The 23,366-nt window shown below is 41.7% G+C and carries 22 protein-coding genes; 10 read left to right on the top strand and 12 right to left on the bottom strand.

Annotated elements, in window-relative coordinates:
* The first annotated feature begins 2 nt into the window (after positions 1–2).
* A complete protein-coding gene (locus JI723_RS18280) occupies positions 3–350 on the top strand; it encodes a gamma-glutamylcyclotransferase family protein (RefSeq protein ID WP_070925608.1) in 348 nt (115 codons plus the stop codon).
* 224 nt (positions 351–574) lie between these two features.
* On the opposite strand, the gene ppa is transcribed toward JI723_RS18280, so the two are convergent.
* Positions 575–1,105, bottom strand: coding sequence for an inorganic diphosphatase (ppa, locus tag JI723_RS18275; RefSeq protein WP_070925606.1), 531 nt, complete (start codon positions 1,103–1,105; stop codon positions 575–577).
* A gap of 211 nt (positions 1,106–1,316) precedes the next feature.
* On the bottom strand, positions 1,317–2,324 hold the full coding sequence (gene fbp / locus JI723_RS18270) for a class 1 fructose-bisphosphatase (RefSeq protein WP_140181069.1): 1,008 nt from the start codon (positions 2,322–2,324) through the stop codon (positions 1,317–1,319).
* Between the two features lie 167 nt (positions 2,325–2,491).
* Between fbp and mpl the strand changes: the two genes are divergently transcribed.
* Positions 2,492–3,871, top strand: coding sequence for a UDP-N-acetylmuramate:L-alanyl-gamma-D-glutamyl-meso-diaminopimelate ligase (mpl, locus tag JI723_RS18265; protein ID WP_319067338.1), 1,380 nt, complete (start codon positions 2,492–2,494; stop codon positions 3,869–3,871).
* Positions 3,872–4,066: 195 nt separating this feature from the next.
* Here mpl and argR read toward each other — a convergent pair whose 3' ends face one another.
* Complete coding sequence (argR, locus tag JI723_RS18260) at positions 4,067–4,537, bottom strand: transcriptional regulator ArgR (RefSeq protein ID WP_070925602.1); 471 nt, start codon at positions 4,535–4,537, stop codon at positions 4,067–4,069.
* A gap of 490 nt (positions 4,538–5,027) precedes the next feature.
* Here argR and mdh point away from each other — a divergent pair, with 490 nt between their 5' ends.
* Entirely contained in the window at positions 5,028–5,966 is a 939-nt protein-coding gene (gene mdh / locus JI723_RS18255; protein WP_140181067.1) for a malate dehydrogenase, read from the top strand.
* Between the two features lie 82 nt (positions 5,967–6,048).
* Here mdh and JI723_RS18250 read toward each other — a convergent pair whose 3' ends face one another.
* Complete coding sequence (locus JI723_RS18250) at positions 6,049–6,321, bottom strand: helix-turn-helix domain-containing protein (RefSeq protein WP_070925600.1); 273 nt, start codon at positions 6,319–6,321, stop codon at positions 6,049–6,051.
* Between the two features lie 516 nt (positions 6,322–6,837).
* On the opposite strand from JI723_RS18250, the gene JI723_RS18245 reads away from it, so the two are divergent.
* Both JI723_RS18245 and JI723_RS18240 read left to right on the top strand, forming a co-directional pair.
* Complete coding sequence (locus tag JI723_RS18245; protein WP_319067335.1) at positions 6,838–7,185, top strand: DNA-binding protein; 348 nt, start codon at positions 6,838–6,840, stop codon at positions 7,183–7,185.
* Positions 7,186–7,316: 131 nt separating this feature from the next.
* Complete coding sequence (locus JI723_RS18240) at positions 7,317–7,679, top strand: DNA-binding protein (RefSeq protein ID WP_070925597.1); 363 nt, start codon at positions 7,317–7,319, stop codon at positions 7,677–7,679.
* Between the two features lie 32 nt (positions 7,680–7,711).
* Here JI723_RS18240 and ispB read toward each other — a convergent pair whose 3' ends face one another.
* Positions 7,712–8,683, bottom strand: coding sequence for an octaprenyl diphosphate synthase (gene ispB / locus JI723_RS18235; protein ID WP_319067334.1), 972 nt, complete (start codon positions 8,681–8,683; stop codon positions 7,712–7,714).
* A 335-nt stretch (positions 8,684–9,018) separates the two neighbouring features.
* Here ispB and rplU point away from each other — a divergent pair, with 335 nt between their 5' ends.
* The 3 genes from rplU to cgtA all read left to right on the top strand — a co-directional run bounded on the left by rplU (position 9,019) and on the right by cgtA (position 10,912).
* The gene (gene rplU, locus JI723_RS18230) at positions 9,019–9,327 is read left to right on the top strand and encodes a 50S ribosomal protein L21 (RefSeq protein WP_004915752.1); all 309 of its coding nucleotides are present in this window, start codon (positions 9,019–9,021) and stop codon (positions 9,325–9,327) included.
* Between the two features lie 19 nt (positions 9,328–9,346).
* The gene (rpmA, locus tag JI723_RS18225; RefSeq protein WP_070925593.1) at positions 9,347–9,604 is read left to right on the top strand and encodes a 50S ribosomal protein L27; all 258 of its coding nucleotides are present in this window, start codon (positions 9,347–9,349) and stop codon (positions 9,602–9,604) included.
* 132 nt (positions 9,605–9,736) lie between these two features.
* Positions 9,737–10,912 (top strand): Obg family GTPase CgtA, encoded by a 1,176-nt coding sequence (gene cgtA, locus JI723_RS18220; RefSeq protein WP_070925591.1) that lies wholly within the window; start codon positions 9,737–9,739, stop codon positions 10,910–10,912.
* A 342-nt stretch (positions 10,913–11,254) separates the two neighbouring features.
* On the opposite strand, the gene narI is transcribed toward cgtA, so the two are convergent.
* The 6 genes from narI to dacB form a co-directional block, all read right to left on the bottom strand.
* Positions 11,255–11,932, bottom strand: coding sequence for a respiratory nitrate reductase subunit gamma (gene narI / locus JI723_RS18215; RefSeq protein WP_070925589.1), 678 nt, complete (start codon positions 11,930–11,932; stop codon positions 11,255–11,257).
* On the bottom strand, positions 11,929–12,654 hold the full coding sequence (narJ, locus tag JI723_RS18210) for a nitrate reductase molybdenum cofactor assembly chaperone (RefSeq protein WP_319067330.1): 726 nt from the start codon (positions 12,652–12,654) through the stop codon (positions 11,929–11,931). Before narJ ends, narI begins: the two co-directional genes overlap by 4 nt.
* The gene (narH, locus tag JI723_RS18205; protein ID WP_140181065.1) at positions 12,654–14,207 is read right to left on the bottom strand and encodes a nitrate reductase subunit beta; all 1,554 of its coding nucleotides are present in this window, start codon (positions 14,205–14,207) and stop codon (positions 12,654–12,656) included. The genes narJ and narH overlap by 1 nt, the downstream gene beginning before the upstream one ends.
* Complete coding sequence (locus JI723_RS18200) at positions 14,207–17,968, bottom strand: nitrate reductase subunit alpha (RefSeq protein WP_337979628.1); 3,762 nt, start codon at positions 17,966–17,968, stop codon at positions 14,207–14,209. The genes narH and JI723_RS18200 overlap by 1 nt, the downstream gene beginning before the upstream one ends.
* 52 nt (positions 17,969–18,020) lie before the next feature.
* On the bottom strand, positions 18,021–19,415 hold the full coding sequence (locus JI723_RS18195; RefSeq protein ID WP_070925583.1) for a NarK family nitrate/nitrite MFS transporter: 1,395 nt from the start codon (positions 19,413–19,415) through the stop codon (positions 18,021–18,023).
* A 475-nt stretch (positions 19,416–19,890) separates the two neighbouring features.
* Positions 19,891–21,339 (bottom strand): serine-type D-Ala-D-Ala carboxypeptidase, encoded by a 1,449-nt coding sequence (gene dacB, locus JI723_RS18190; RefSeq protein WP_140181059.1) that lies wholly within the window; start codon positions 21,337–21,339, stop codon positions 19,891–19,893.
* A gap of 261 nt (positions 21,340–21,600) precedes the next feature.
* On the opposite strand from dacB, the gene greA reads away from it, so the two are divergent.
* Entirely contained in the window at positions 21,601–22,077 is a 477-nt protein-coding gene (gene greA / locus JI723_RS18185; protein WP_070925581.1) for a transcription elongation factor GreA, read from the top strand.
* 118 nt (positions 22,078–22,195) lie between these two features.
* On the opposite strand, the gene yhbY is transcribed toward greA, so the two are convergent.
* Positions 22,196–22,489 (bottom strand): ribosome assembly RNA-binding protein YhbY, encoded by a 294-nt coding sequence (yhbY, locus tag JI723_RS18180; RefSeq protein WP_070925580.1) that lies wholly within the window; start codon positions 22,487–22,489, stop codon positions 22,196–22,198.
* Positions 22,490–22,696: 207 nt separating this feature from the next.
* Between yhbY and rlmE the strand changes: the two genes are divergently transcribed.
* The gene (gene rlmE, locus JI723_RS18175) at positions 22,697–23,326 is read left to right on the top strand and encodes a 23S rRNA (uridine(2552)-2'-O)-methyltransferase RlmE (protein WP_070925579.1); all 630 of its coding nucleotides are present in this window, start codon (positions 22,697–22,699) and stop codon (positions 23,324–23,326) included.
* Positions 23,327–23,366: the final 40 nt, after the last annotated feature.

The following is a 23,366-nucleotide window of genomic DNA, read 5'->3' as shown; positions in this document are numbered from 1 at the left end:
ATATGCGTGTAATTGTTTATGGCAGTTTAAGGCGCAAGCAGGGAAATCATCACTGGATGACTTATGCTCAATTACTTGGAGAGCATAAGTTAGAAGGCTATGAGCTTTACGATCTTGGGTATTATCCAGCAGTTGTCAAAGGAGATGGGGTGATTGAATGCGAAGTTTACCGTATCAATCCCTCTATTTTGACTGAATTAGATGAGCTAAAGAAAAACTCACAGGACTATGTCCGTGAATTAATTTCTACGCCATATGGTAATGCTTGGATTTACCTCTATCGTCATTCCGTTGACGGCTTGCACCGCATCAAGAGTGGTGATTGGCTAAAACGCCACGAAGAAGAGTAGTGTCAGTAAATGCCGATATCTCATATAGGATATCGGCGTTTTTCAGATATGAAAAAGGCTCTAACAGTCCTGTTAGAGCCTTATATACTCGTCATACTTCAAGTTGCAGCGTTGTTGACCTAGCTTGCTCACGCCAGTCACACCGTTTTCTATGCTGCTAGCGATTTGTTCGCTTGTCCTTGCTGCACCTCGAATTATTTAGAGTATCCCCCCGAAAGGGTTAATTATTTCTTCGCAGCGCGTTCGAAAGAAGCGATGATTTCAGCTTTAGCGGCTGCTGCATTATCCCAACCATCAACTTTAACCCACTTACCTTTTTCGAGATCTTTATAGTGTTCAAAGAAATGTGTGATTTGTGCGCGCAGTAATTCAGGCAGATCGTTCACATCTTTAATGTGATCGTATTCTTTGCTCAGTTTTGTGTGTGGTACTGCAACCAGTTTCGCATCTTCACCTGACTCATCAGTCATTTTCAGTACGCCAACTGGGCGGCAACGGATCACTGAACCCGGTTGTAATGGGTATGGGGTAGGGACTAACACATCAACAGGATCACCGTCTAAAGACAGCGTGTGGTTGATGTAACCATAGTTACATGGATAGAACATCGCGGTAGACATGAAACGATCGACAAACAGAGCGCCAGAGTCTTTATCAACTTCATATTTGATTGGATCTGCGTTAGCAGGGATTTCGATAATAACGTAGATATCTTCTGGCAGTTCTTTACCTGCCGGTACATTGTTCAGGCCCATGGAAAAGTATCCTTTATGTTAAAAACTAATATAGTCATCAATATGTTAAGTCGTAAAAAATACAACTGCTATCATGATTGATACATAACGTGGGGGGTATTATAGCCGTAAAGAGGGGTAAAACTCACTAGTTGGTAGGACATTCATAAAAAAAAGCTGAGAATGCAAAACAAAAAAGGCGAGATTTCCCGCCTTTGCTCAGTGAAACAGATTATTCAGTGTCAGGGAATTCACGCATGAATGATTCTGCTTTTTCAACCATAGACTCAGTTCCAACAAAGAACGGCGCTCGTTGGTGAAGCTCACTTGGGATAATATCTAAGATACGATCACGGCCATTACTCGCTTTACCGCCGGCTTGCTCTGCAAGGAAAGCAATTGGGTTGCACTCGTACAATAGACGAAGTTTACCATTTGGATGACTTGCTGTGCTTGGGTAGATATAAATGCCACCTTTTAGCAAGTTACGATGGAAATCTGCGACTAATGAACCAATGTAACGTGTCGTATATGGACGCCCAGTTGCCTCATCTTGTTCTTGGCAGTACTTAATGTATTTTTTAACCCCCATAGGGAACTTGATATAGTTACCTTCGTTGATTGAATACATTTTTCCTTCTGCTGGAAACATGACTTTCTCATGAGATAGGCAGAATACGCCAAGAGATGGATCATAAGTGAAGGCATGCACGCCACAACCCGTAGTATAAACTAGCATGGTTGATGAGCCATAAACAACATAGCCAGCGGCGACTTGACGATGACCTGGCTGCAAGAAATCAGCTTCAGTCACAGGTTGGCCAATTGGAGTTATACGATGGTAAATTGAGAAGATTGTGCCGACGGAAACGTTTACATCGATATTTGAAGAACCATCCAGTGGATCCATTAAAACGACGTATTTCGCGTTTTCTGCACGGTCACCTTCGAAAATGACAATTTCGTCTTCTTCTTCAGAGGCAATACCGGCAACTTCTCCGCGTGCTTTCAAAGCCGCTTTCAGTTTTTCATTTGCATACAGGTCAAGCTTCATTTGGACTTCACCTTGAACATTCGAAACACCGCTCGTGCCAAGAATGTCTACCAGTCCAGCTTTATTAATATCACGATGGATAATTTTAGCGCCCAGTTTAATTGCTGACAGTAACGCCGTCAGCTCTCCTGTTGCATGAGGAAAATCTTGTTGCTTATCGACGATGAATTCGCCTAATGTTTTCATGACGAAGGTCCTGAATATAATTGACAGAGGTTTGCAGGGAGGGATTGTACCTTACCCTGCGCGTGGAGTTTATCTAAATTAAAAAAAGATTCATAGGTTAATGCATTTATAAACCTGTATTTGATGGGTAGAATAGTGACAAACCTCATGCTATTGGATGGAAAATAATGCACATACATATTTTGGGTATTTGCGGTACGTTTATGGGAAGCTTGGCAATACTGGCTCGTTCACTTGGTCATAAAGTCACGGGCTCTGATGCAAACGTGTACCCTCCTATGAGTACGCTGCTCGAAAAACAAGGTATTGAACTAATTCAAGGTTATGATCCTAGTCAGCTCGAACCCACACCTGATATGGTGGTTATTGGCAATGCAATGACCCGCGGTAATCCATGCGTAGAAGCTGTATTAGAAAAAGGTTTAACTTATACTTCTGGCCCTCAATGGCTACATGATCATGTGCTACCTGAGCGTTGGGTGCTTGCCGTTGCGGGGACTCATGGTAAAACCACAACCGCGGGTATGTTAGCGTGGATTTTAGAAGATTGTGGCTACAAACCAGGGTTTTTAATTGGTGGTGTGCCAGGAAATTTTGAGGTTTCCGCACAATTGGGAGAAAGCCCATTTTTTGTGATAGAAGCTGATGAATATGATTGTGCATTTTTCGATAAACGCTCGAAATTTGTGCATTACAGCCCAAGAACATTGGTGCTCAATAATCTCGAATTCGACCATGCAGATATTTTTGATGACCTTGAAGCGATCCAAAAGCAATTCCATCACTTAGTTCGCATTGTACCAAGTAGTGGCAAAATTTTTATGCCTGATAATGATTCGAACTTAAAGCAAGTAATGGGGATGGGGTGCTGGAGCGAACAAGAACTTGTTGGTGAACATGGTGAGTGGCAAGCTCGTAAATTAAGCCATGATGGCAGCCAATTTGAAGTTTTCTACCAAACTAAAAAAGTGGGTGAAGTAAACTGGTCGCAAGTGGGTAATCACAATATTCATAATGGGTTAATGGCGATTGCCGCCGCGCATCATGTTGGTGTTCCCGCTGAAGAAGCTTGCCGAGCATTGGATAAATTTATCAATGCCCGCCGTCGCTTAGAATTACGTGGTGTTGAAAATGATGTCAGTGTTTATGATGATTTTGCACATCACCCAACGGCGATTTTAGCGACTTTAGAGGCATTACGCAGCAAAGTTGGTGGTACTTCGCGTATTATTGCAGTACTGGAACCTCGCTCTAATACCATGAAGATGGGGATCAACAAAAATGATATCGCGCCAGCGCTTGGGCGTGCTGATGAAGTGTTCTTGTTCCAACCGCCGAATATTCCTTGGATGGTCACTGATATTGCAGAAAATTGTGTTCAACCTGCGCGCTGGAGCTCTGATATTGAAACATTGACTAATATGGTGATCGAAACGGCACAGCCAGGTGACCATATTTTAGTCATGAGCAATGGTGGCTTTGGTGGGATCCATAGTAATTTATTGGCAGAACTAAAAAAGAAAGCCGAATCTGCTCACGAAGAGTAATGCTTTCTCATTAAACTATATTCTAACTAATTGAAGTGCAGCCAACGACACTACGGTTAGAAGTATAACGAATATATTGGCAGCTTAGGCTGCCTTTTCATTGCTATTGCTAATAAACCGGCTATATAAAGACAGGTCAGCAACAAAATATCCAAGTGAGGAGGCGAGAAGCTCCCGCCTGTAAGAGTATTTTTATTAAAGCTCTTGATCAAACAGAGTGAGAATCGCTTCGTAAAGCTCTTTTGTAGTGAAGTTATTGGCAGGGGTTGAAAAAATGGTATCGTCACCCGCGATACTTCCTAAAATCCCCTCTGCTTTGCCTAAAGAATCTAATAAACGGGCGATTAGTTGTGCAGCGCCTGGACTCGTTCTAATCACAACCACAGAGTGGTTATAGTCGATATCAAGAACAAGATTTTTTAATGGGCTAGTGGCAGTCGGTACGCCCGGCTCCGTTGGTAAGCAATAGACCATTTCCATTTTTGCGTTACGAGTGCGCACAGCACCGAACTTTGTTAGCATTCTGGAAATTTTAGATTGGTTGATATTTTCAAACCCTTGTTCTTGCAGTGCGATCACTATCTCTGCCTGAGAACTAAATTTCTCTTCTTTAAGTAGGGCTTTAAAAGCCTTAACCAAGTCTTCTTGTTTAGACGGTGTACGCATAATTAACCCATCCTTTGACAATAAATTGAGTTGCATTATCCGTAAATGTGAATTTTTATGCAACAAAATTGCGTGATGATGATTTTATATACTGAATTTGCGATGAATTAAATGAACAAAATAGTAATTTATTTTAAGTAGTTACCTATTTTAGTGAGAAAATTTGGCTGATCGCATAGAGAGATAATGCAATTTGCTAATAAAAGGTGTAAATTTTTTGTTAATCACTTTGTGAAGTAAGTCATGATTAGCAGTAAAAACAGTTTATTATGCAAAAATCAATAGTGATAAAAACTATTTGTTAAAAAAGTGCCCGTTATCTCATTAACAGATAAGGATTTTGTTTAGAATAGACAGAATCAATGTGAAAAAATATTTGCGTTAATATGTTTCAGCATCTGTTAATGAATTGTTTTTTATCGGTAATGTACTAAATACATAACAAGATGAATTCATATACTTTTTAAAGTACAAATAAAGGAGTTTCAGAATGAAAGTTGCAGTTCTCGGTGCAGCAGGTGGTATCGGTCAGGCTTTGGCCCTTCTTCTTAAAAATCAGCTCCCAGCAGGTTCAGAACTCTCTCTCTACGACATCGCACCAGTAACTCCAGGTGTCGCCGCAGACCTTAGCCACATTCCTACCGACGTTAAAGTTGTTGGTTTCTCAGGTGAAGATGCAACTCCAGCGCTAGAAGGTGCTGATGTTGTTCTGATCTCGGCAGGTGTCGCACGTAAGCCTGGTATGGATCGTTCAGATCTATTTAATGTTAACGCAGGTATCGTTCGTAATTTAGTGCAACAAATTGCGGTGACTTGCCCGAAAGCATTGATCGGTATTATCACTAACCCAGTTAACACCACGGTTGCTATCGCTGCTGAAGTACTGAAAAAAGCAGGTGTATATGACAAAAACCGTCTATTTGGTGTGACAACACTGGATATTATTCGTTCTAATACTTTCGTTGCTGAACTGAAAGGCAAAAAAACTCACGAGATCGAAGTGCCAGTTATCGGCGGGCACTCTGGCGTGACTATCCTACCTTTATTATCTCAAATCCCTGGTGTGAACTTCACTGATGAAGAAGTCGCTGCATTAACTAAGCGTATTCAAAATGCGGGTACCGAGGTTGTTGAAGCAAAAGCGGGTGGCGGATCTGCAACGTTGTCTATGGGCCAAGCAGCTGCACGTCTTGGTCTATCCCTGATCCGTGGTCTGCAAGGTGAACCTAATGTGATTGAGTGTGTTTACACCGAAGGTGATGGTGAACACGCACGCTTCTTCGCTCAACCAGTTCGCTTAGGTAAAAATGGTATTGAAGAGCATATCTCTTTCGGTAAGTTGAGTGACTTTGAACAAAAAGCACTGAAAGAGATGCTAGAAGTACTGAAAAAAGATATCGAGCTTGGTGAGAAATTCATTAACGGTTAATTACTGTTAATCGCCTCATCATTGTTTGATGAAAACCGCTGATTTGACATTGACTGTCGAACAGCGGTTTTTTTATGTTCTTTCAACTCTGTAACTGTGGCTTATCTCTTACTTTTCTTTCCAACAATTCACCTGTAACTGGATTGAAATAGCGACTTGGCCATATTTCAGAGGGATGGATCTCGAGGAAATTAGCAATAATCCATTCACCTTTTGGCCATGGACGAGATAATGCATTAGCAAGTGTTGATGAACTCAGTCCCGCATGGCGAGAAATCGCGGCTAAAGTTGTGCCTCGCTTACGTAAAGCCGCAATAATATCTGCTGGGTGCCAATCCGATTTCCGTAAAATCATTTTTTAGTCCTTTTTTTACTCAGAATCATGTAGAGTTAGTGGTACATCTAACAGAAGATTGTGATACATTCACTGCAATCGTCCTGTTATTGGAAATAAAATAACAGAAATTTCCCAAAAGTATTTCTAATTTTTTCTGAAAATTCAGTTTTATGAAAGGTATTTTATTTTTGTGAAATATGAGAAAGATTTAGCATTTATATTTGTGAGCTAATATAAGATATTGAAAACAAAAACTAACTATTTTTAGTTATTTGTAAAAATTGGCATATTAACGATTATAGTTAAAAGTATTTGTAATATAGAAGCAACATAAAGAGAAAAAAGATAACTGTCAGTGAGTTTTTAGCCAATTTATTGTTATTAAAAGAAATTAAAATACATTTTACATGTATAACTCATAAACTAACTAATAATTAATTTTCATAAAACAAAAGAGAATAAGGTTATTGAGAAAATAAAAACATTTTTCAGCAATTATTATTAAATTGTACATCGTGACTAGGAGGGTCAGGCATGCAAAAAGAATGGTTAACAGCGAAAGAGTTAGTCGGTTTAAAGGGATTACCAATGACGACTCAAGGTATTAATGCAATGGCGCGTAGAGAAAATTGGCTATGCCGTAAGCGGCGAGGCATCCAAGGTAAAGCACTCGAATATCATATTAATAGTTTACCAGAAGGCTTATTTGAACCTTCCTCTGTTTATGAAGCGCCTATGTCTTATCAAGTAAAGCACCATGACAGTGCATTTATTTGGCAAGAGATTTACAACCAACTTTCAACAGCAGAGCGCGGTAAGATATTGGCATTTATTATGCGTGAAGGCGTAATCGCATTAGTAGATTTAATTAATAAAAAATAATTTACCTGAAAAATGAATTGAAGGTAATTAATGAAGAATATCTATATAACAGAACATTATTCTTGGTTAATAACCGTTAGATATAACAGCCTCAACGGCAGATTTCATAATATAAGTTCGAAAGAGATAATATGAAAAAAATGTGGTTCACTGCGAAAGAATTAGCAGGTTTAGAAGGCTTACCTACCTCTCCTCAAGGCATCAATTTAATGGCAAGAAGAGAAGGGTGGAAAAATCGTCGTAAGCGTGGTGTGCAAGGTAAAGCGGTAGAATATTATCTCGATAGCTTGCCAGGGGAAATACAGAACCAATTGAGTCTTGCTGAACCTACTGTTGGCTATCAAAGCCATAGAATGGATGGCTCTCAAATCTGGACGGAAGCGTATTACCAGCTTACAGAAACCGAACGAGATAAAGTGGTTAAATATATTCTGCGTTACGGTTTGTCATCATTATTGGTTCAGATAGATAAAGAAGAAAAAGGGGAAGAATAGGTTCATTCCCCCTTCAACTCACACCGTTTAGGCTACGAGTGACGTGAAATAGCGACTTCGGCGAGGCTGATAAGCGCATCTTTGTATATTGAATCATCAATGATACTCAAAGCATCAATGGCTTTTTGTGATTCTTGTTGTGCCCGAGTATAGGTATATTCAAGAGAACCACAACGTTTCATGGTTGCAAGCACGGCTTCTAACAGGTGGCGGCCATTACCTTGTTCAATTGCTTGGCGGATCATTGCTGATTCTTCTTCAGTACCATTATTCATGGCATGGAGAAGAGGAAGCGTTGGTTTTCCTTCATCAAGATCGTCGCCCGTATTTTTCCCTAACTGAGTGTTATCTGCATCATAATCGAGTAAATCATCGATTAATTGAAATGCAGTGCCGAGATAGCGGCCATAGTCTTGGAGTGCTTTTTCTTGTTCGGGCGTTGCCGATGCTAAAATAGCAGAAGCATGAGCAGCAGCTTCAAATAAACGCGCTGTTTTACTGTAGATCACCTGCATATAGTTATCTTCAGTAATATTGGGATCGTTGCAGTTCATCAGCTGTAAAACTTCACCTTCAGCGATCACGTTAGTCGCTTCTGACATTAGCTTTAATACACGCATTGAATCCAGATCCGTCATCATTTGAAAGGATCGCGTATAAATAAAGTCTCCGACAAGAACGCTAGCTGCATTTCCAAAGACAGCATTCGCCGTTTGTTTACCCCGCCGCATATCAGATTCATCAACCACATCGTCATGCAATAATGTTGCGGTATGGATAAATTCAATCAAGGCTGCAACTTGGATATGTTTATGCCCTGAATAGCCGAGGGATCGTCCAGCCAATACTGCGATCATCGGGCGGATCCTTTTTCCGCCGCCGCTAACAATGTAATAACCAAGCTGGTTAATTAGCGCAACGTCTGAATTCAATTGACTGAGGATCGCTTCGTTTACCGCTGACATATCCTCGCTAGTCAGTTCAACAATAGATTCTAAATTCATTGTAATTTATTCATATTATTAAATTTTAGCCGCTACCAACTCATAAAAAGGGTGCTGCCATTGGAACAGTTATCTTGTAAGCATAACATTAATATTTCTAAGATAATTAGTTGTAATGCAAAAAATGTTTAAATAAGTAACAATTCGAGTTATTCATCATAAATTAAGGGTTAGTTAGCGCATCGAATAAAAAAGTCGGTTTTTTTGTGATCTAACTGCATTATTGGCTTGTGTTTCGATGCTTTTTTGCGTAGAATTCGCGCCCTATTGTGAATATTTTATAGCGTGCTCTTGCATTAAATTTTTTTAGCGGGTACGCGGAAAGCGGAGTTAATATGTACGCGGTTTTCCAAAGTGGTGGTAAACAACACCGAGTTAGCGAAGGTCAAACTGTCCGCCTAGAGAAGCTGGACATCGCAACAGGTGAAACTGTTGAATTTGATCACGTTCTGATGGTTGCTAACGGCGACGATATCAAAATCGGCGCTCCTGTCGTTGAAGGCGTTAAAGTTAAAGCGGAAGTGGTTGCTCACGGTCGTGGCGATAAAGTTAAAATCGTTAAGTTCCGTCGTCGTAAACACAGCCGTAAACAACAGGGTCACCGTCAGTGGTTCACTGATGTTAAGATCACTGGCATCGCTTAAGATTTAGGAGAGCAGATTAATGGCACACAAAAAGGCTGGCGGCTCGACTCGTAACGGTCGCGATTCAGAAGCAAAACGTCTGGGTGTAAAACGTTTTGGTGGTGAAGCTGTATTAGCAGGTAGCATCATCGTTCGTCAACGTGGTACTAAGTTCCACGCAGGTAACAACGTAGGTTGTGGCCGTGACCACACTCTGTACGCTTTAGCGGACGGTAAAGTTAAATTTGAAGTTAAAGGTCCTAACAATCGTAAATTTATCAGCATCGAAGCTGAATAAGTTTTCTGACTTTTAATTCGAATTAAAGCCCTGCAAAAACTTTTTGCGGGGCTTTTTATATTCAAAATACGCCATCTCTGGGTAATACAGCCATCCAGCACTATAATATGGCTATCAAACGGAGAAAGAATTATGAAATTTGTTGATGAAGCCAAAATATTGGTTGTGGCGGGAGATGGTGGCAATGGTTGTGTCAGCTTCCGCCGTGAAAAATATATTCCAAAAGGCGGGCCTGACGGCGGTGACGGCGGTGACGGCGGTGACGTCTACTTACAAGCAGATGAGAACCTCAATACGCTAATCGATTACCGTTTTGAAAAGTCTTTCCGTGCTGAGCGCGGTCAGAACGGCCAAAGTCGTGAATGTACAGGTAAGCGTGGTCAAGATATCACGATTAAAGTACCTGTAGGAACGCGTGTACGCGATTTAGGTACTGGAGAGATACTTGGAGATATGACGCGTCACGAACAGCGTCATATGGTTGCTAAAGGTGGTTTTCACGGTTTAGGTAATACCCGTTTTAAATCCTCTGTCAACCGTGCTCCACGTCAACGTACCATGGGTACGCCGGGTGAAACGCGCGATTTGATGCTAGAACTGATGCTATTAGCTGATGTAGGGATGTTGGGAATGCCTAATGCAGGCAAATCTACCTTTATTCGCTCAGTATCAGCAGCAAAACCAAAGGTTGCCGATTATCCATTTACAACACTTGTGCCTAGCTTAGGCGTGGTACGTATGGATAACGAAAAAAGCTTTGTGGTTGCAGATATCCCTGGTTTGATTGAAGGGGCCGCAGAAGGTGCAGGTTTAGGGATCCGTTTCCTTAAACACTTAGAGCGCTGTCGGGTGTTATTGCACCTAATCGACATTTGCCCAATTGACGAGTCTGATCCTGTTGAAAACGCCAAGATCATTGTTAGCGAACTTGAAAAATACAGCGAAAAACTTGCAGAGAAACCACGTTGGTTAGTCTTTAATAAAGTGGATATTCTCGGCGCTGAAGAGTCTGCTATACGTGCGGCTGAAATTGCTAAAGCAATGGGCTGGGAAGATAAATACTATATGATCTCTGCGGTAAATCACGAAGGTGTCAAAGCACTGTGCTGGGACATTATGGAGTTTATGGAAACTCAACCTCGTGATATGGCAGTGACAGAAGACGAGAAACAACCTGAAAAAGTTGAATTTATGTGGGATGACTATCATAAAGAGCAGCTCGAAGGTGCAGAAGATCTCGACGATGATTGGGATGACGACTGGGATGATGAAGACGACGAAGGCGTTGAAATCATATATCAAAAGTAATCGAACGATCTAAACTCCCATAAGATGGGACTCAGATTGCGGACAAAGCCCTAGCTTTTTAGTTAGGGCTTTTATCTAGCTAAGCTAGTATAAATAGTGCTCTAACCGATGCGTTAAAAAAACGCTCACCTCAGCAGTATCAGTTCGAAGCAAGTGGCTTTGCGAAGATCATCTGATTGGTAAAGTCGATATCATCATATAGGATCCGTCATGCTTCAATGGATCTAAAGCTTATTATTCTAACCATTCAAAAATGTATTGATATTTTATTAACAAAAAGAGATAAAACCCCCGCGGACGGGGGAGTTAAAGGTTTCTCAATAGCTATTAGGCGAGCATTCATTAATGGCGATTACGGACAATTTGATATCGACGAGTTAAATACTCAATTGGTACGCTCCAGATATGGACTAACCGGCAGAACGGGAACAGTAAGAAAATTGTCATTCCTAAGAAAATGTGTAATTTAAATACCCATGCAACACCTTCAAGGTTTGCTGAAGCACCGCCATGGAATGTCACAATTGATTGTGCCCAAGCAACTAGCTTCATCATTTCACTGCCATCCATATGTTGAGCAGAGAATGGGATCGTGAGCAGACCTAACGCAACCTGAATAACTAAAAGCGTTAAAATCATAATGTCACCAAATGAAGATGTCGCTCTAATTCGTGGATTGGTTAAACGACGTTTTAATAGCATCACACCACCGATTAACATTAATACTCCACAAGTACCGCCTCCGACCATGGCCATGATCTGCTTATATTCAATGGGCAAGAAAGATTCATACATCCAATGTGGCGTTAACATGCCCAAAAAGTGACCTACAAAAACGCCGATGATCCCGATATGAAACAAGTTAGAAGCAAGTCGCATGTTTTTTTTATCTAACATCTGGCTAGAACCGGCACGCCACGTATATTGACCATAGTCGTAACGTAACCAACTACCGATAATAAAAACAGCAGCGGCAATATAGGGATAGATATCAAAAAATAACATATTGATGTAATTCATTTTTGTGCTCCCGTACCCAACGAATTCCCCACGTTGAAATATTGAACTTTGGTCTCTTGTGCAAAGCGACGCTGGTGTTGGATAATTTTGTTATTGCCACATTGCGCACCTTCTCCAAGAAAGGTCACTTGCTCTTCTTCCCATACAGCATCTAATGCAGCAGGAGTATCATCTAAAGGCTCTTTCTCTACCTGAGCGGCCAATTGTGATGCATCTAATTCACTTTGTGAGAGACAAAGCAACACATCAAACAGTGTATGATAATCACTACCTCGTTGTTTTAAACGCTCAGCCAACAGGGCCAAAATAGGGGCAATGTTATTTAATCCTTCAATGCATTCAGTAGTAGATAGCAGTGTTAAATATTCAAGATAAGTCGGTAAATAGTCTGGAAGCTCACGACTGCTTAACGTGATCCCAGCTTGTTGATATTGATTTAACAGATCAACCATTGCCTGACCTCGGGAGCGAGATTCACCATGAACGTGCTCAAATAACAATAACGATCTTGCTCTACCTCGATCAAAAAGTTCACTGTAGTGAGATTGCGCATCTAATAACTCTTGTTGTGTTAATCGGTGAATAAAGGCCATTAATTTCGCAACTTGAGTTACAGGAAGTTCATCAGCTTCCTGTAATGCATCAATAAGTTCACTTCGGTTATCCCACAGCTCCTGAGTGGGATAATCTAAGAGATGAGAAATAACTTTCAGAGCGATCATTATATTTTCTCCTCTGAACGGCGTTGGTCTTGAGGTGTTTTTGATGTGATATCAATGGCATCAATACGATGACTATTAAACAGATTAAATTTGCTATCGCTACCATGACAACCATCACCAAAGCTAAAACCACAGCCATTCCGCTCAGGGAAGGCTTCTCTGGCTAATTCACGGTGGCTTGATGGGATCACAAAGCGATCTTCATAATTAGCGATAGCCAGATAGCGATACATCTCTTGCGCCTGTGCTTCGGTTAATCCAACTTGCTCTAATGCGCTTAGATCTGTTTTTCCTTCAACGGTTTCAGCGCGTTTGTAATGACGCATTGCTAACATACGTTTTAAGGCTAATAAAACAGGAGCAGTATCACCGGCAGTCAGTAAGTTTGCTAAATACTGAACAGGAATTCGTAAACTTTCTACATCAGGCAGCACACCAGTATGTGGTAATACACCTGCATCTGCTGCCGATTGGATTGGCGATAGAGGTGGTACATACCACACCATGGGTAAAGTGCGATATTCAGGGTGTAATGGTAAAGCCAACTTCCAATCCACCGCCATTTTATAGACAGGCGAACGTTGTGCGGCATCAATTACACTGAGTGGAATACCTTGCTCTTCTGCTGCTTTAATTACTTCAGGATCGAAAGGATCTAAGAAGATATCTAATTGGCTTTGATAGAGATCTGTTTCGTTATCAGCACTGGCTGCTTGTGAGATTTTATCAGCGTCATACAGCATCACACCTAGATAACGAATACGCCCCACACAGGTTTCAGAACACAAGGTTGGTTGACCTGCTTCAATGCGTGGATAGCAGAAAATACATTTTTCTGACTTACCACTTTTCCAGTTAAAGTAGATTTTTTTGTATGGGCATCCGGTTAAACACATGCGCCAACCACGGCATTTATCTTGATCTATCAATACAATGCCATCTTCGGCGCGTTTATAAATTGCACCACTTGGGCAGGTTGCAACACAAGCAGGGTTTAAGCAGTGTTCACATAAACGTGGTAAATACATCATGAATGTATTTTCAAACTGCCCATACATTTCTTTTTGCATATGGGCGAAGTTTTTATCTGCTGCACGTTTACTAAATTCACCACCTAAATCGTCTTCCCAATTTGGCCCATTTTCGATTTTCGTCATACGCTGACCGGTGATCAACGAACGAGGGCGAGCTGTCGGTAAAGAGCCTTCAGGAGCATTTTTTAAATGTTCATAGTCATAATCAAAGGGCTCATAGTAATCGTCTAAGGCCGGTACATCTGGGTTAGCAAAAATTTTAGATAATAGACCAACACGGTTCCCCATTCTTGGTACTAACTTACCTTTAATATTTTTGATCCAGCCACCTTTCCACTTTTCTTGATCTTCCCAGTTTTGGGGATAGCCTATACCCGGCTTTGTTTCAACGTTATTGAACCATGCATATTCAACACCTTCGCGACTAGTCCAAACATTTTTACAGGTCACTGAACAGGTATGACAGCCGATACATTTGTCGAGGTTCAGTACCATGCCGACTTGTGAACGAATTTTCATTATGCCTTCTCCTGTCCATTCAGGGTTTGCTGATAAGCATCCCCTTCACCATCGAGCCAATCAACCCGTCTCATTTTACGCACGACAACAAACTCATCACGGTTAGAGCCCACAGTACCGTAGTAGTTAAAGCTATAAGCTAGCTGAGCGTATCCACCAATCATATGCGTTGGTTTAGGGCAAACACGGGTCACTGAGTTATGAATACCACCACGCATTCCTGTGATTTCAGAGCCCGGCAGGTTAATTTGACGCTCTTGTGCGTGATACATATAAATCATGCCGTCTGGAATACGTTGACTGACAATCGCTCTCGCAGTCAGTGCCCCATTACTGTTATAGGCTTCAACCCAATCGTTATCGCTAATTCCCATCTCTTTGGCATCATCTTCACTTAACCACACCACAGGCCCTCCACGGCCTAGCGTTAACATGAGTAAGTTATCGCTATAGGTTGAGTGGATCCCCCATTTCTGGTGAGGAGTAAGGAAATTGAGTGCTTTTTCAGGGAAACCATTAGGTTTCTTACCTTTAACTGCATCAATAGCTTTAGTATCAATTGGTGGGCGATAAACCACTAAACTTTCGCCATAAGCACGCATCCACTCGTGATCTTGATATAGCTGTTGACGGCCACTCAAAGTACGCCAAGGGATCATCTCGTGAACGTTGGTATAGCAGGCATTATAAGAGACATGTTCATCTTCAAGACCCGACCATGTTGGGCTTGAAATGATCTTACGAGGCTGAGCAACGATATCGCGGAAACGAATTTTTTCATCTTCTTTGACTGTTGCTAAATGAGTGTGGTCACGCCCTGTGACTTTACTCAGTGCATCCCATGCTTTTACCGCCACTTGACCGTTAGTTTCAGGCGCTAAAGAGAGAATAACTTCTGCCGCATCAATTGCGGTCTCAATGACAGGGCGTCCTTTTGCTGTACCGTCATGACGAACACGATTGAGTTTTTTCAGGAAATCGACTTCTGTTTGTGTATTCCAGCTGATCCCTTTACCACCATTGCCCAGTTTATCCATGAGAGGTCCTAATGACGTAAATCGGGCATAGGTGTTCGGGTAATCACGCTCTACTGAAATAAGGTGCGGTGCTGTTTTCCCTGGAATAAGATCACATTCACCTTTTTTCCAATCTTTCACATCAAAAGGTTGTGCCATTTCAGCCGCAGAGTCATGCTGGATCGGTAATGTCACCAAGTCAGTTTCGACACCTAAATGACCAACGCAAAGTTTAGAGAAGGTTTTAGCGATGCCTTTATAAATCTCCCAGTCCGTTTTAGATTCCCAAGCAGGATCAACCGCAGCCGTTAATGGATGAATAAAGGGATGCATATCCGAGGTATTCATATCATCTTTTTCATACCAAGTTGCGGTTGGTAAAACGATATCGGAGAATAAGCAGGTGCTCGACATACGGAAATCTAATGTCACCACTAAATCAACTTTACCTTCGCCGCCATTATCTTGCCATTCGACCTCTTGTGGTTTGACTTGGCCTTGTTCACCTAAATCTTTCCCTTGTAAGCCGTTCTCTGTGCCCAACAGATATTTCAATAAATATTCATGCCCTTTACCAGCCGAGCCTAATAGGTTAGAACGCCAGATAAATAAATTGCGAGGGAAGTTTTGAGGGTTATCAGGTTGCTCTGATGCAAAGCGAATTTCACCTGATTTTAATGCATTAACAGTGTAGTCAGCTGCACTGATCCCCGCTTCTTGTGCTTTTGGGGCAATAGTCAGAGGATTGACATTTAATTGAGGAGCTGATGGCAGCCATCCCATGCGTTCTGAACGCACATTCATATCAATCAAACTACCGCTAAAGCGTGATTTATCGGCTAATGGCGATAATAACTCTGTTGGCGACACCGTTTCATAACGCCACTGACTTGAGTGGTTATAGAAAAATGATGTACTGTTCATATGACGAGGAGGGCGTTGCCAATCAAGGCCAAAGGCTAATGGCAACCAACCTGTTTGTGGACGCAGTTTTTCTTGTCCAACATAGTGTGCCCAGCCACCACCACTTTGACCGACACAACCGCAGAAAATCAGCATATTGATAATGCCACGATAGGTCATATCCATGTGATACCAATGGTTAATACCTGCACCGACAATCACCATTGAACGACCATGTGTTTTTTCTGCATTATCAGCAAATTCACGCGCAATACGAATAATATCTTGGCGATTTACCCCTGTGACTTTCTCAGCCCATGCGGGTGAGTATGCTTTGATTTCATCATAATTTGAGGCGCAGTTTTCATCATTTAAACCGCGATCAACACCATAGTTAGCTAATAATAAATCATAAACAGTTGTCACGTATTTTTCTTCGCCATTCGCAAGTGTAATGCGTTTAGCTGGAAGCTTATGAACTATCACATCATCAAGGGCAACACCTTCAAAGTACTCACTTTTGATCCCACCAAAGTAAGGGAATGCAACGTCTACAACATCATCATGGTTATTTAAAAGCCCCAATTGTAAGATGACCTCTTCGCCAGTTTTGCCGTCTTTAGGTTCAAGATTCCATTTAGCGGCACCTTCCCAACGAAAACCCATTGAGCCTTGAGGCACAACCAATTGCTGTGTTTTTTCATCAATGGCAATGGTTTTCCATTCAGGATTTTTCTCTTGATCAAGATTGTTGACTAGATCCGCAGCACGCAACATACGACCCGCCACTAACTTGCCAGAATCGTGTTTGTCTAACATCACCAACATTGGCATATCAGTGTATGTACGCACATAGTTACTAAAATATTCAGCTTGGCGTTGAACATGGAATTCGTTAAGAATAACGTGTCCCATCGCCATAGCCATTGCACTATCAGTGCCTTGTTTTGGGTTTAACCATTGGTCACAAAGTTTCGCAATTTCTGCGTAATCGGGGGTGACCGCGACGGTTTTAGTGCCTTTATAACGCACTTCGGTAAAAAAGTGGGCATCAGGGGTTCGTGTTTGCGGTACGTTAGAGCCCCACGCAATCAGATAAGAAGAGTTATACCAGTCGGCTGATTCAGGAACGTCTGTTTGCTCTCCCCAAGTCATTGGCGATGCTGGCGGTAAATCACAATACCAATCATAGAAACTTAAACATGCACCACCAATAAGAGATAAATAGCGCGCCCCTGCGGCGTATGAGACCATTGACATCGCTGGAATGGGGGAAAAACCGATAATACGATCAGGGCCAAATTCTTTTGCAGTAAACACGTTAGAAGCAGCAATGATTTCATTTACTTCAGACCATGATGAACGTACGAATCCACCACGCCCACGCGCTTGTTTATAGCTTTTTGTTTTTTCTGGTGAACTGACAATTGAAGCCCAAGCATCAACAGGATCGCTATATTGTGCCTTTGCTTCACGCCATAATTTAATCAGACGCTTACGTACCATCGGGTATTTAACGCGGTTCGCACTATATAAATACCATGAATAACTGGCACCACGAGGACAACCACGTGGTTCATGATCCGGTAAATCAGGGCGTGTACGTGGATAGTCAGTTTGCTGAGTTTCCCATGTCACTAGCCCATTTTTGACATAAATTTTCCAGCTGCAAGAGCCAGTACAGTTGACACCATGAGTAGAGCGGACAATTTTGTCGTGTTGCCAACGACTACGGTAACCATCTTCCCAGTCACGGTTAACATTCAGCTCTTGGCCATGATCCTCTGAAAAGGTATCACCAAGCTGCTTAAAATAGCGGAATCTATCGAGAAACTTACTCATCAGATACTCTCCCAATGCGCGTGAGCGCTCTCACATTGCGTATAATTCGTCATTATTGTTTATTGTGTTTACGTCCATAGACCAACCAAGTGATCAAGACGCAAGTGATATAAAATAGAACAAAGATTTTCATTGCACCGGCAGGCGAGCCAGTCATAGCTAGCGATGTACCGAAGGCTTTAGGAATAAAAAAGCCACCGATGGCACCAATTGCAGAGATAAAGCCAAGTGCAGCAGCGCTTTCAGTGACCGCTTCTTTTTGAGCAGCTTCATCGGAGGCGCCTTGTGCTTTCATACGGTCAATGGTGATTTTTCTAAACACCACAGCAATCATTTGGAATGTCGAACCACTACCTAAACCGGCTGTTAAAAACAACACCATAAAGACGCCATAGAACGCGATAAATGAGCCACCAGCATCATTTTCAGGTAGTGTTAAAAAGAGAAGGGCTGAGAAAATCGCCATAATAATGAAGTTAATCAGCGTGACTCTAATACCGCCAAATTTATCAGACAATATCCCACCCACGGGGCGAGCTAAGGCGCCTAATAAAGGGCCAAAGAATGCATAATGTAAGATAACGATATCTGGAAATTGGGTTTTAGATAACATCGCAAAACCCGCTGAAAAACCGATAAATGAACCAAAAGAACAGAGATATAAAATACTTAATAACCAGAGATGCCCACGTTTTAAAACAGGCAGTTGCTGCCTTAAAGAGGCTTTGTTAGCAGCAAGGTCATTCATACCGAACCATGCGGCAAATGTTAGGATAAGTAAGAAAGGCACCCAAATCCACGCTGCATTTTCTAGCCATAAACGTGAACCATCTGGTTGAACAACACCGGGGCCACTAAACATAGCAAAAACACCAGCACTAATGACTAATGGTGCAACTAATTGCATGACACTAACGCCAAGGTTGCCTAATCCGCCATTTAACCCTAATGCACCGCCTTGGCGCGCTTTAGGGAAGAAAAAGCTGATATTGGCCATACTTGAAGCAAAGTTCGCACCTGCAAAACCACATAATAGTGAAATCACAATAAAAGTTGAGTAAGAGGTTGTGGTGTCTTGCACAGCAAAACCGAGCCAAACACAAGGAATGATCAGAAATACAGTACTGATTGCTGTCCAGCGACGGCCACCAAAAATAGGGATAACGAATGAGTAAGGAACCCGTAAAATTGCACCAGAAACAGAAGGCAGTGCAGTCAACATAAACAACTGGTCGGTGGTAAAGTTAAAACCTACTTTGTTTAAATTTATTGCAACAGCACTAAAAAGCATCCATACACAGAATGATAAGAGTAAACAAGGAACAGAAATCCATAAATTGCGTGAAGCGATCTTTTGACCAGTCTTTTCCCAAAAAGCATTATTTTCAGGATCCCAATTTTCGATCACCCCTTTACGCATTTTTTCTGGGTGTTGAGTGAGTGCCATAACAACCTCGATTAACGGTTAAATTGGCACCTTTGTACGATTAGAATTGTTGATAAGTCATGATCTGCGTCAAGCAAACATTTGTTTGCTTTTTAAGCTAAGCGGGCTTTTGATACCTAAGTATTAATAGGCTTAATATTATTTATTTTTTAAATTAATAGGTTAAGGAAAATCATTCTAATTTAGCAGGGAAATTACCTCAGCTAGCTATTTGGAGGTAACGCTTTAGTGGTATATGGTATTTTATGCGTTTTTAAGACACGTGGCTTAGGAATACATTTAGTCGAAAAATAACAATGAATGCACTCAAAAGAGGTTTAAAGAAAGTGCTTATTCACTGTTGAGACAGCGCAAAGATGATTTGATTGTGACCTACGATCGCTGAAATAAAAAGCCCCCATACTAAAAATAGGGGGCTCGTTATCAGTCTGAGCCCACCATGTGAGCTTTTTGTTGTTTGAATAGCCTTAAACGATCAATTCTTTTGATAAAGATCTTTATATAGCCTACTTTCAAAACGTACTAATGGCGCTCGTCGGGTCCGTTGTTGATTTTGAGGTACGGCATAGGCTGAAATATATTGCACAAAAGCAACACGTTGGCCACTTGCTGTTGTGATAAAGCCTGCTAGGTTATACACGCCTTGTAGCGCACCAGTTTTAGCGGAGACTTTGCCATTAACACCGGCTTCATCTAAACCACCACGATAGCGTAATGTTCCGTCATGGCCAGCAAGAGGAAGCATCGAAATAAAGTCAAGCTGCTGATCGTTTTTGGCGATAAACTGCAATACTTCCATCATGGTTGCGGGGGTAATGAGGTTATGACGAGATAAACCTGAACCGTCGACCATCACGGTATTCGCCAAATCAATTCCTGCTTTTTGTTTCAAAACTTGCCGCACTGCATCGGATCCAGAGCGCCATGTGCCCGGTACGCCATAATAATCTCGGCCGATAGTTCTAAAAACAGTGTCTGCGATCATGTTGTCAGATTTTTTCAACATAACTTTCAGTAAGTCATGTAATGGCTTCGATTCTGTTTTGACCAACACCTGTGATTGAGCCGTTGGGAAGGTGCGTTTTTTCACATGGCCTGTAATTTCAATACCTGCATTGAGTAATTCGTTTTTAACAATCGAACCTGAATAGCTGGCACCATTTTGTACCGCAAAAGCAAGAGGTAATGGTTCACTACGTTGAGATAAGCAGCCTGTCAACGTGTAGCGATTTAATTCACCTGGAACGACATCAAGTTCACAATAGCGCCCTTCAGGAGCCCCTTTAGCAATCGTTTTTACTTCACTAAACATATTGACGGGGTAGAAGCTAGCCGACTTGATATAGGCCATATCACCCACTTTTTCGGCTGGATAAAGAGACACAGAAAAGCAGTTGCGGTCAATAATCGCCGCCGCTGGTGGTGCGCTAAAGCATTGAGTCATGTCATTCCACACCCAACCTGGCGCCTTATCATGGCTGGTAAATGCGGAAATATCGACGATCAAGTCGCCATCGACTTTATGAATGCCTACTTGTTTTAACGCGTTAACCATATTGCGTATTTGTTGGCGAGTGAGGGTAGGATCACCGCTGAAACGGATCACCAGATCGCCTGTTAATGTATTATTATTGAGTTTCGCATCCGTCTCGAAGTTAGTGACGAAGCGATAATCAGGCCCCAGTTGCAAAAGAGCAGCTAGCGCAGTGACCACTTTTTGTGTACTGGCAGGCAGTGCCATTTGCTGCGCATTGTAATCAATAATGGGGGTGTCACTACCGACTTTCTGCGCAACCAGAGCGAGGTTAGTACCATCAGGTAGATATTGCTTATAATCATCAATCGGAATAGCAAGCGCTTGCCCAACTGTAAAAGTGAGTCCTAAAGTGATGATCCATTTTCTGGTGAGTGTTAATAACGACATAAATTTCACGCATTAGGGTAGACATACTGTACATACTAAAGTGTAATGCCTGAAAAAGTAAACGATGACCGACTATTAAGTCTACGTTAGAATGGTTACCATTGTGATAAGATAAGTGTGTGAATGCATTTTCAAAACGCATTTACGGCCTGTGTATTGTTTGGACACCCCCCTTATGTTGTAGGGTGTTTAGTGTACTGTTGTTACAAAAATCAGGAAGATACTTATTTTTAGATAGGATTGAAACAGAGGTATTTATCAATGAAACAGATTCCAATGACGGTATTTGGTGCAGATAAACTTAGAGAAGAGCTTGAGTATCTTAAATCTGTCCGCCGCCCGGAAATTATTGCATCGATTGCAGAAGCACGTGAACACGGTGACCTGAAAGAGAACGCAGAATATCACGCCGCTCGTGAACAACAGGGGTTCTGTGAAGGCCGAATTCAAGAAATTGAATCGAAACTTTCGCATGCTCAAGTGATTGATGTGACTAAAATGGCAAATAACGGTCGTGTCATTTTTGGTGCAACAGTCAGCGTTTTGAATGTCGATACCGATGAAGAATTGACTTATCGTATTGTTGGGGATGATGAAGCAGATATTAAGGTTAATCTGATTTCTGTTAACTCTCCGATTGCTCGTGGTTTGGTAGGTAAAGAAGTTGATGACGTTGTTGTTATCAAAACACCAGGCGGCGATGTAGAGTTCGAAATTCTTAAAGTTGAGTATATCTAATTCCTATTTCCCTGAATTGGTTATATTATTTTACGGTATTAGCGAAAAAGGCCGCTAGCGGCCTTTTTCTTCATATAGAAGCTGCCTTTAATGGCATTTTTATATAAATTAAGTGTAATTATTTAGGTAAAATAATTTTCCGCTCAGCTGATGGGCGGTAAAGAACAAGTATCTTGCCTATAATTTGTACATTTGCAGCACCTGTTTCGCGAACAATCGCTTCAGCGATCAAGTTTTTAGTTTCACGGTCTTCGCCTGCGATTTTGATTTTGATAAGCTCATGGTGAGCTAATGAAAGCTCAATCTCAGCTAAAACACCTTCAGTTAAACCATTGTTGCCAATCATAACAACAGGGTTTAAGTGATGAGCTAAGCTTTTCAGGTGCTGAATTTGTTTTTTATTAAGATTCATCGATTTTTTACTTCTTTAGTATTGAAAATGGCTTATTCTACCGCCATCTGATATCTATCACCATCAATTAATCTCTATCGGGTGGTAAAGAAGTGACAATAAATACCCAGAAGATTCAGGTCACATGTAAGTCAAAGCGTTAATAAGCATGTTGTTTGGAGAACTTTGGGGATAGATGTGTTTCTATGAGTATAGTTGGAAAATGCAATGGCCAATAAAAAACGTTCTGCAAGCTCCAGCCGTTGGTTGCAAGAACATTTTAGTGATAAATATGTTCAGCAAGCACAAAAGAAAGGACTTCGCTCGCGTGCATGGTTTAAACTGGATGAAATCCAGCAAGGTGATAAAATTTTTAAACCAGGTATGACCGTTGTTGATTTGGGTGCAGCACCCGGAGGTTGGTCACAGTATGTTGTCAGCCAAATAGGCCAAAATGGCCGGGTGATTGCATGTGATATTTTACCTATGGATCCTATTGTTGGCGTCGATTTCCTGCAAGGTGATTTTCGCGATGAGGCAGTGCTAGCAGCGTTGTTGGAACGAGTTGGTGATAAAAAAGTTCAGGTGGTCATGTCTGACATGGCGCCGAATATGAGCGGGACGCCTGCGGTCGATATACCTCGATCAATGTATCTGGTTGAGTTAGCTTTGGATATGTGCCGTGCAGTATTGGCCCCTGGGGGAAGTTTTATTGTCAAAGTGTTTCAGGGAGAAGGCTTTGATGAGTACCTAAGGGATATCCGTTCCCTATTTACGAAGGTAAAAGTTCGTAAACCCGAATCTTCGCGGGCACGATCGCGTGAAGTATACATTGTAGCGACAGGGCTAAAACTGTAGTACCCTGAGCGTTATTTGTTAACACAGTTGTAATATGAGG

This window comes from Providencia manganoxydans (assembly GCF_016618195.1).
Lineage (GTDB): Bacteria > Pseudomonadota > Gammaproteobacteria > Enterobacterales > Enterobacteriaceae > Providencia > Providencia manganoxydans.
Note: the sequence above shows the minus strand (reverse complement) of the source record. Positions and strands in the feature narration are given on the sequence as shown.